We start from the raw sequence: 8,919 nt of genomic DNA, 5'->3' as shown, positions 1-8,919 counted from the left end.
ATGTCCGCCACCGCCCCACAACCACCGACGCCCACCGACGCCCACCGACGCCCACCGACGCCCACCGCCTGATGATCGACTCCGTTTGCGTCGCCTGGCGGTATCCCCTTCCCCGAACACCACCGATCGCGGCAAACGGAGTCGATCACCGCCAGGATGAAGCCGCCCGACAGCCGGACCGCGCCAGGCAACAGCCGGCGGCCCCAGGCCGCACTCGTGGCCATCGTCGCCGCAGGCGACAGCCGGTCGCGCCAGGCGGTCCGGAGCGGGCACCGGCCGCCCGTGGACAGCCAAGAAACCACCCGGGGGCAGGTCAGCAGCGGATCCCCAGGGCAGGCCAGCGGCGGATCCCCAGGGCAGGCCAGCGGCAGGCCATCCTGGGACAGGCCAGCAGCAGGCCCCGGGACAGGCCAGCAACGGACCACCTCGGGACAGGTCAGCGGCGGACCACTCGGCGCGGCTTCGCCGCCTTGGTTTCGGCGTACCGCTTGAGCTGCTGGGAACGGTGATCGAGGCCGAGCGCGGTCAGCACCAGGTAGCCGATGGCCACGCCGGCGCCGGCGGCCAGCAGGTAGAGCCAGATCTGGGCGAAGAACAGCCCGGCGCCCCCACCGAACGGGTTGTCGCCGACCAGCAGCGGCCCGACCAGCACGGTCAACACCAGCGCGAACACCACCGCCGCGCCCATGTCGGCGCCCCACGCCCCGGCCGGGCGGTTACGACCCTGCACGAAGACCACCGCGGCGAGGATCGTCCCGATCACCACGAACATGCCGAGCGAAACCCGGTCGGCGGCGGTGTCGTTCCCGTCGAAGCCGAGCTTGATGATCAGCCGAGCCACCATGTTGACCGCGAACAGCGCTCCCGCCAGGACACCGACCGCGCGCCACCGATCCCTCATCGCACGCCTCCCGCCGTACCGCCCGCCCCCACGGCGGGCCTTCTGGCAGGAATGTCTACCACCACAGCCGGTGTGCCGCCATCACCCCTGGTGACCGCCCTGCGGCGGGCTGAGGATCCGCCGGAACGCCATCACCGCGAAGGTCATCGCACCGGTGGCGATCGTCGCCAGGCCGACCCAGTTGTCTCCGGTGAGCAGCAGGTCGCCCTCGGCCGTCCGAACGGCCGCCACCGCCGTCAACGCGAACCAGGGCAGCGCGGGCAGCGCCAGCGCCCACTTCCGGCCGACCGTCGCGTACGCGAACCAGCTGAGCACGATCGCGGCGGCGATGGTCACCGGCACCGCAACACCGATCAGGCGACCATCCACCCGCACCGGGGCCAGCACCAGCCCGAGCACGGCGGCGAGCATCCCGCCAGAGACCGAGACGATCCCACCGGCCGCCCGCAGACCGAGGTCGAGCAGGCGGTGCGCCGTGCTCGACGGCGGCGGAGCGGTCTCCTCCTCGACGAGCGGCATCGGCGCGGCGGGCAGCGTCACCGGAGGCCGGCCGCGGTGGCCGGAGACACGTCCGGCCCGGCCGCGGTGGCCGGAGACACGTCCGGCCCGGCCGTCGTGCCCGGGGACAGGTCCGGCCCGGCCGCGGTGGCCGGAGACACGTCCGGCCCGGCCGTCGTCAGGCCGGCGAAGAGGTCGTCCTCCCAGCCGTACGGGCCCGACCCGGGGCCCTTCCTCCCGATCGCGAGGGTGAAGTACTCCACACCCATGAACTCGGCGCCGAAGTTGCCGGCGATCGAGTAGAGCCACGAGGTGGCCGGGATCTGGGTGGCGTGGGCACGCATCGCCGCCTCCTTGGCGGCGTGCTGCTCGGTGGCGTCGACGCGGGCGGCGATCTGGTCGTCCGGGGTGCCGAAGGGCAGCTCGTCCACGCTGTTGATGCCCGCGAAGGGGTTGTCCGACGCCTCGATGAAGTGGGTCATGCCGGCTTCGAGCACGCCGCGCGGCATCGCCGTCCAGTAGACCTTGGCCGGCGCGCAGCCCTCGGCGGACGCCAGCTCGTGCGCCCGCATCGCCACCCGGTGGGCCTGGATGTGGTCGGGATGGCCGTAGAAGCCGTTCGGATCGTACGTGATCATGACCTGTGGGCGGACCTCGCGCATGATTTCCACCAGATGCCCGGCGGCCTCGTCCAGGTCGGCCTGCCAGAAGGCGCGGGGATGGTCGTTGGTGGCCAAGCCCATCATGCCGGAGTCGCGGTAGCGGCCGGCCCCGCCGAGGAAGCGGTGGTCGGTGACGCCGAGCGCGGCGCAGGCGGCGGCCAGCTCGCCGATCCGGTAGCCGCCGAGCTGGTCGGCCCCGGCCGCGGCGAGCTGGGCCAACTCCGGTACGTGGATCTCACCCTCCTCGCCGAGGGTGCAGGTCACCAGCGTGACGTGGGCGCCGGCGGCGGCGTAGTGGGCCATCGTCGACCCGGTGCCGATCGACTCGTCGTCGGGATGCGCGTGGACCAGCAACAGGCGTCGGTCGGGCAGCGTCGTCACGTGCGTCACTCTATCCGGCGGTTCTGGCCCGCCGACGGTTACGCGTCAGCTCAGGTCGGCCACATCACGCCGGCCCCGCCCCTACGATCCGAAGCGTGGACTTTCCCGAGCTGGCCGCCCGTACCCGTCGGTTCAGCCACGGGGCGCCGCGCGCCGTCACCGTGGCGGACGACGGTTCCCGGGTGGTCTTCCTCCGCTCGGGCGGTCCGGAGGATCCGGCCGAGGCGCTCTGGTCGCTGGAGGTGGCCACCGGCGAGGAACGGCTGGTCGCCGACCCGGCCGCGCTGCTCGGTGGGGACGACCCGGCGGTGCTCTCCCCGGGCGAGCGGACGCTGCGCGAGCGGCAGCGGGTGAGCAGCGCCGGCATCGGCTCGTACGCCCTGGACGCGGCGGGTCGGGTGGCGGTCTTCCCGCTGGCCGGGCGGCTGTTCCGGGCCGACCTGGTGCACGGCGACGTGGTCGAGGTGAGCACCGCCGGGCCGGTGGTCGATCCGCGGCCCGACCCGACCGGCGAGCGGCTGGCGTACGTCACGGACGCCGCCGAGGGGCTCCGCCGCGGCGAGCTGCGGGTGATCGAGCCCGACGGCACCGACAACGTGCTGGCCGGGGAGGACTCCGGGGCGACCTGGGGGCTGGCCGAGCACGTGGCGGCCGAGGAGTTCCACCGGTTCCGCGGCTACTGGTGGGCCCCGGACGGCCGGTCGGTGCTGGCCGCCCGGGTCGACGAGAGCCGGCTGCCGCGCTGGTACCTGCACGACCCGGCCGACCCGGCGACCGCGCCGTCCAGCGTCGCGTACCCCCGGGCGGGCGGCCCGAACGCCGAGGTCAGCCTGCACCTGCTCGACCTCGACGGCGGTTGGGTCGACGTGCACTGGGACCGGGAGACCTACCCCTACCTGGTTGCGGTGACCTGGGCCGATGGCGGAGGGCCGCTGATCACGGTGCTGCGCCGATCCCAGCAGCACGGCCTGGTGCTGGCGGTCGACCCGCGCACCGGTGAGACGCAGGTGCACGCCGAGCTGGCCGACCCGCGCTGGGTGGAGCCGATCCCGGGCACGCCGGCGCACCTGCCGGACGGCCGGGTGCTGGTCGGCGGCGAGTTGGCCCACGACGGGTACGATGCCCGCTGCCTCTTCGCCGACGGCACCCTGCTCACCCCGCCGTCGCTGTACGTACGCCGGGTGGTGGGGCGGCTGCCGACCGGCGGCGGCCCGGCCGACCTGCTGGTCGAGGCGAGCGAGGGCGAGCCGAGCCAGCGCCACCTGTACCGGGTCCGGACCACGATCGGCGGCGGGGTGGACGCCCGCCGGATGAGCGGCACGCCGGGCTGGCACACCGCCGCCGTCGGCGGGGACGTGCTGGTGGTCGGCACCGCCACCCTGGACGACCCGGGCACCAGCTGGTCGGTGTGGCGCGGCGACCGGGAGGTCGCCCGGCTGCGTTCGCTGGCCGCCACCCCGCCGTACGCCCCTCGGCCGACGCTGGTCCGGGTGACCGACCGCCGGCTGCCGACCGGGGTGCTGTACCCCACCGACCACGTGAAGGGCACCCGACTGCCGGTGCTGCTGGACATCTACGGCGGCCCCGGTCACCAGGAGGTGGTGGCCGCCCGGGCGGCCTGGCTGGAGCGGCAGTGGTGGGCCGACCAGGGCTTCGGGGTGGTGACGATCGACAACCGGGGTACGCCGGGTGTCGCGCCCTCGTTCGAGAAGGCGGTCCACCGGCGGCTGGCCGACGTGATCCTCGCTGATCAGGTCGACGCGTTGACCGCGCTCGCCGGCAAGCACCCGGATCTGGACCTGGACCGGGTGGCGGTGCGCGGCTGGTCGTTCGGGGGCTGGCTGGCCGGGCTGGCGGTGCTGCGCCATCCGGAGCTGTTCCGGTGCGGGATCGCCGGCGCCCCGGTCACCGACTGGTCCCTGTACGACACCGCCTACGCCGAACGCTACCTGGGGATGCCGGACGACGGGATCGACATCTACGGTCACCACTCGCTGGTGGAGCTGGCCGCCGAGCCGGTGGTCGCCCCGGAGCAGGCCCGGCCGTTGCTGCTGGTGCACGGCATGGCCGACGACAACGTGCTGGCCGCGCACACGCTGCGGCTCTCGGCGGCGATGCTGGCCACCGGCCGTCCGCACGCGGTGTTGCCGCTGACCGGAGCGACCCACCTGGCGGCGGACGGGGTGTCGGAGCGGCTGCTCCGCCTGGAGCTGGACTTCCTCCGCCGCCACCTGTAGGCGGCCCCGGGGGCGTCGGCCCGCCCTCCCTCGGAGGGTGCGGCGACAACCGGCCGGACATTGATCATGGTCCGGGTCTTTCCAACCTCCGGGACACACGGGACACTGCGTTGCGCGGCCGGACCGTGAAGATCGGCGTAACGTGTGTCACTTAGCTGCGCCGACATGCCGGTGCGGTCGTTGGTGTGCGCAAGACGTCGCAGCGGACGCGGTCTGGCCGGTCCGCTGACCGGCACGAATGTGATCCGCCGCCCGTGAGGGCTCCGTCAGGGAGACGACTCGAATGACAGCAAAGTCGGCCACGACGTTGGCCACCCAGCCGCGGGGGGCGCGACCACGCGCCGCCCTCGCGGCGAAGACGTTGCGTACCGACCGCTGGTGGCTCGCCCCACTGCTGACCGTCGTCGGCCTCACCGCCTGGGTGGCGTACGCGACGGTACGGGTCTTCATGCACAACAACTACTGGGTGGCGGACTACCACTACCTGACCCCGTTCTACTCCCCCTGCGTGACCGATCGGTGCATCGAGGGCGCGTCACACTTCGGGCAGTTCCTGCCGGGCTGGTGGATCATCCCGGACGCGGCGTTGACCCTGCCGTTCCTGCTGCTGTTCCGGCTGACCTGCTACTACTACCGCAAGGCGTACTACCGGTCGTTCTGGCTGTCGCCGCCGGCGTGCGCGGTGCCGGACGGGCACCAGGCGTACAGCGGCGAGACCCGGTTTCCGCTGCTCGGGCAGAACCTGCACCGCTACTTCTTCTACGCGGCGGCGATCATCTCGCTGATCAACACCTACGACGCGATCCTCGCCTTCCACTCCCCGAAGGGCTTCGGGTTCGGGCTGGGCAACATCATCCTGCTCGGCAACGTGGTGATGCTGTGGGCGTACACGATCTCCTGTCACTCCTGCCGGCACATCGTCGGCGGCCGGCTCAAGCACTTCTCCAAGAGCCCGGTGCGCTACCGGGCCTGGACGTTCGTGTCCAAGCTGAACGTCCGGCACATGCAGCTCGCCTGGATCACCCTCGGCACCCTCGCCCTCACCGACTTCTACGTCATGGCGGTCGCGGCCGAGTGGATCGACGACCTGCGGTTCATCAACTAGAGGGCGCCTGGACATGACCACTACCACTCGCATCGAACGACACCACTACGACGTCGTCGTGATCGGAGCCGGCGGCGCCGGCCTGCGCGCGGCGATCGAGGCCCGGCTGGCCGGCCGGAAGACCGCGATCATCTCGAAGTCGCTGTTCGGCAAGGCGCACACGGTGATGGCCGAGGGCGGCGCGGCGGCCGCCATGGGCAACGTCAACAGCCGGGACAACTGGCAGGTGCACTTCCGCGACACCATGCGTGGCGGCAAGTTCCTCAACAACTTCCGGATGGCCGAGCTGCACGCCAAGGAGTCGCCGCAGCGGATCTGGGAGTTGGAGACGTACGGCGCGCTCTTCGACCGCACGAAGGACGGGAAGATCTCCCAGCGCAACTTCGGCGGCCACGAGTACCCGCGGCTCGCGCACGTGGGCGACCGGACCGGCCTGGAGCTGATCCGCACCCTCCAGCAGAAGATCGTCTCCCTCCAACAGGAGGACAGGCGCGACCTCGGCGACTACGAGGCCCGGATCAAGGTCTTCTCCGAGACGACCATCACCGAGCTGCTGCTCGACGGAGACCGGATCGCCGGCGCGTTCGGCTACTACCGGGAGTCCGGCGAGTTCGTCCTCTTCGAGGCGCCGGCGGTGGTGCTGGCGACCGGCGGCGTGGGCCGGTCGTACAAGGTCACCTCGAACTCGTGGGAGTACACCGGGGACGGGCACGCGCTGGCGCTGCGCGCCGGGGCGACGCTGATCAACATGGAGTTCCTCCAGTTCCACCCGACCGGCATGGTCTGGCCGCCCTCGGTGAAGGGCATCCTGGTCACCGAGTCGGTCCGCGGTGACGGCGGTGTCCTCAAGAACTCCGAGGGCAAGCGGTTCATGTTCGAGTACGTGCCGGACGTGTTCCGCAAGCAGTACGCGGACAACGAGGCCGAGGCGGACCGTTGGTACTCCGACCCGGACAACAACCGGCGTCCGCCGGAGCTGCTGCCCCGCGACGAGGTCGCCCGCGCTATCAACAGCGAGGTCAAGGCCGGTCGGGGTACGCCGGCCGGCGGCGTCTACCTGGACATCGCCTCCCGGAAGCCGGCCGAGGAGATCCGCCGTCGCCTGCCGTCGATGTACCACCAGTTCAAGGAACTGGCCGACGTCGACATCACCAAGGAGCCGATGGAGGTCGGCCCGACCTGCCACTACGTGATGGGCGGCGTCGAGGTGGACCCGGATTCCGGGGCGGCGGCGGGGGCGGTGCGAGGGCTCTTCGCCGCCGGGGAGGTCTCCGGCGGCATGCACGGCTCCAACCGGCTCGGCGGCAACTCGCTGTCCGACCTGCTGGTCTTCGGCAAGCGGGCCGGTGGGCACGCGGCGTCGTACACCGAGCAGTTGGCCTCCCGCCCGAAGGTGCCGATCAGCGCGGTGGAGGCCGCGGTGGAGACGGCGCTCGCGCCCCTGCAACGGGACACCGGCGAGAGCCCGTACACCCTCCAGCAGGATCTCCAGGTGGTGATGGGGGATCTGGTCGGGATCATCAGGCGTGCGGGCGAGCTCGAGGATGCCCTGCGCAGGCTCGCGGAGCTGCGCGAGCGGGTGACCAAGGTCAGCGCGAGCGGTGGCCGGCGGTACAACCCGGGCTGGCACCTGGCGCTGGACCTGCGCAACATGCTGGTCGTCTCGGAGTGCACCGCGATGGCGGCGCTGGAGCGGCAGGAGTCCCGCGGTGGGCACACCCGGGAGGACTTCCCGGCGATGGACCCGAAGTGGCGGCGGGTGAATCTGGTCTGCGCGCTGGACGGCGACACCGTCCGTCTGACGCACAAGCCGCTGCCGCGGATGCGGCCGGAGCTGGTCGCATTGTTCGACCGCGCCGAGCTGGCCAAGTACCTGACCGACGAGGAGCTCGCGGAGTTCGACGCCCTCACCGAGGAGGAGCGCTGAGGATGGGTGACAACGGTTCCCCGGCCGGCAAGCCGGGCGCGAAGCGACGGTTCCGCATCTGGCGGGGCGACGAGAACGGCGGCGACCTGCGCGACTACACGGTCGAGGTGAACGAGGGCGAGGTGGTCCTCGACGTGATCCACCGGCTGCAGGCCACCGACGCGCCGGACCTGGCCTGCCGCTGGAACTGCAAGGCGGGCAAGTGCGGCTCCTGCTCGATGGAGATCAACGGCAAGCCGCGGTTGAGCTGCATGACCCGGATGTCCACCTTCACCGAGGACGAGACGGTCACGGTGACGCCGCTGCGCACCTTCCCGGTCATCCGGGATCTGGTCACCGACGTCTCCTTCAACTACGAGAAGGCGCGGGAGACCCCGGCCTTCGCCCCGCCGGAGGGCGTGGCACCGGGCGACTACCGGATGCAGCAGGTCGACGTGGAGCGCTCGCAGGAGTTCCGCAAGTGCATCGAGTGCTTCCTGTGCCAGAACGTCTGCCACGTGATCCGCGACCACGAGGAGAACAAGCCTGCGTTCTCCGGCCCGCGGTACTTCATCCGCGCGGCGGAGCTGGACATGCACCCGTTGGACGCGAGGACCGACCGCAGGGAGTACGCCCAGGCGGAGCAGGGCCTGGGCTTCTGCAACATCACGAAGTGCTGCACGGAGGTCTGTCCCGAGCACATCAAGATCACCGACAACGGGATCATCCCCATGAAGGAGCGGGTCGTCGACCGCAGGTACGATCCCCTCGTGTGGCTTGGTAGCAAGATCTTCCGTCGGGGTCAGCAGCCCCAGAGCACCGCGAGCAACGCGGGGAAGGAGTCCGTGGTGCACAGCGGCGCTCGTCAGGCTGGGGTCCACTCGCACGCCGGGGGTTCGGGCGACCCGGGTGCCGAGGTGCAGGCCCAGAAGGGCGTGAACTGGCACCGCGAGGTCCCGCACCCGACCGCACCGGCGGTGGACGCCAGCGGCAAGCTGCCGCTGACGGAGCTGACCTTCGACCGGGCGGCGGCGCCGTCGCCATTCGGTGACGACGTGACCTTCCCGCTGCCCCCGGAGCACCTCAACTTCGCTCACCCGAGCCAGGACGAGAAGCACTGAGCAGCACCACGACGTCGACGGGGGCCTGCGGCTGACGCCGCGGGCCCCGTCCCGTTTCCACCCCCCGTGCCCACCTTCCCGCGCCGGGGGTGGGTCAGAGGGCTGCGG

The 8,919-nt window shown here is 71.7% G+C and carries 7 protein-coding genes; 4 read left to right on the top strand and 3 right to left on the bottom strand.

Going from position 1 to position 8,919, the window contains the following annotated elements; translation table 11 throughout:
- Positions 1–436 precede the first annotated feature (436 nt).
- From E1193_RS27425 to mshB, 3 genes are all read right to left on the bottom strand, one after another.
- Positions 437–901, bottom strand: a complete 465-nt coding sequence (locus tag E1193_RS27425) for a hypothetical protein (RefSeq protein WP_132186072.1) — start codon at positions 899–901, stop codon at positions 437–439.
- Positions 902–982: 81 nt separating this feature from the next.
- Positions 983–1,420 (bottom strand): hypothetical protein, encoded by a 438-nt coding sequence (locus E1193_RS27420; RefSeq protein WP_132186071.1) that lies wholly within the window; start codon positions 1,418–1,420, stop codon positions 983–985.
- 17 nt (positions 1,421–1,437) lie between these two features.
- Positions 1,438–2,451, bottom strand: coding sequence for an N-acetyl-1-D-myo-inositol-2-amino-2-deoxy-alpha-D-glucopyranoside deacetylase (gene mshB / locus E1193_RS27415; RefSeq protein ID WP_243707932.1), 1,014 nt, complete (start codon positions 2,449–2,451; stop codon positions 1,438–1,440).
- A gap of 86 nt (positions 2,452–2,537) precedes the next feature.
- Between mshB and E1193_RS27410 the strand changes: the two genes are divergently transcribed.
- The 4 genes from E1193_RS27410 to E1193_RS27395 all read left to right on the top strand — a co-directional run bounded on the left by E1193_RS27410 (position 2,538) and on the right by E1193_RS27395 (position 8,811).
- A complete protein-coding gene (locus tag E1193_RS27410) occupies positions 2,538–4,679 on the top strand; it encodes a prolyl oligopeptidase family serine peptidase (protein WP_132186069.1) in 2,142 nt (713 codons plus the stop codon).
- Positions 4,680–4,962: 283 nt separating this feature from the next.
- Entirely contained in the window at positions 4,963–5,784 is an 822-nt protein-coding gene (locus tag E1193_RS27405) for a hypothetical protein (RefSeq protein ID WP_165945842.1), read from the top strand.
- Positions 5,785–5,797: 13 nt separating this feature from the next.
- Positions 5,798–7,711: a fumarate reductase/succinate dehydrogenase flavoprotein subunit gene (locus E1193_RS27400; RefSeq protein WP_132186068.1), complete on the top strand. Its 1,914-nt coding sequence runs from the start codon at positions 5,798–5,800 to the stop codon at positions 7,709–7,711.
- A gap of 2 nt (positions 7,712–7,713) precedes the next feature.
- Positions 7,714–8,811 (top strand): succinate dehydrogenase/fumarate reductase iron-sulfur subunit, encoded by a 1,098-nt coding sequence (locus E1193_RS27395; protein WP_132186067.1) that lies wholly within the window; start codon positions 7,714–7,716, stop codon positions 8,809–8,811.
- Positions 8,812–8,919: the final 108 nt, after the last annotated feature.

Source organism: Micromonospora sp. KC606 (assembly GCF_004348675.1).
GTDB lineage: Bacteria > Actinomycetota > Actinomycetes > Mycobacteriales > Micromonosporaceae > Micromonospora.
This window is presented reverse-complemented; position numbering and strand designations above follow the sequence as displayed.

Excerpts from the sequence above, each read along its gene's own strand:
- E1193_RS27400 (WP_132186068.1), top strand. The coding sequence starts at position 5,798 with ATGACCACTACCACTCGCATCGAACGACACCACTACGACGTCGTCGTG.
- E1193_RS27395 (WP_132186067.1), top strand. The coding sequence starts at position 7,714 with ATGGGTGACAACGGTTCCCCGGCCGGCAAGCCGGGCGCGAAGCGACGG.
- E1193_RS27425 (WP_132186072.1), bottom strand. The coding sequence starts at position 901 with ATGAGGGATCGGTGGCGCGCGGTCGGTGTCCTGGCGGGAGCGCTGTTC.
- E1193_RS27405 (WP_165945842.1), top strand. The coding sequence starts at position 4,963 with ATGACAGCAAAGTCGGCCACGACGTTGGCCACCCAGCCGCGGGGGGCG.
- E1193_RS27420 (WP_132186071.1), bottom strand. The coding sequence starts at position 1,420 with ATGCCGCTCGTCGAGGAGGAGACCGCTCCGCCGCCGTCGAGCACGGCG.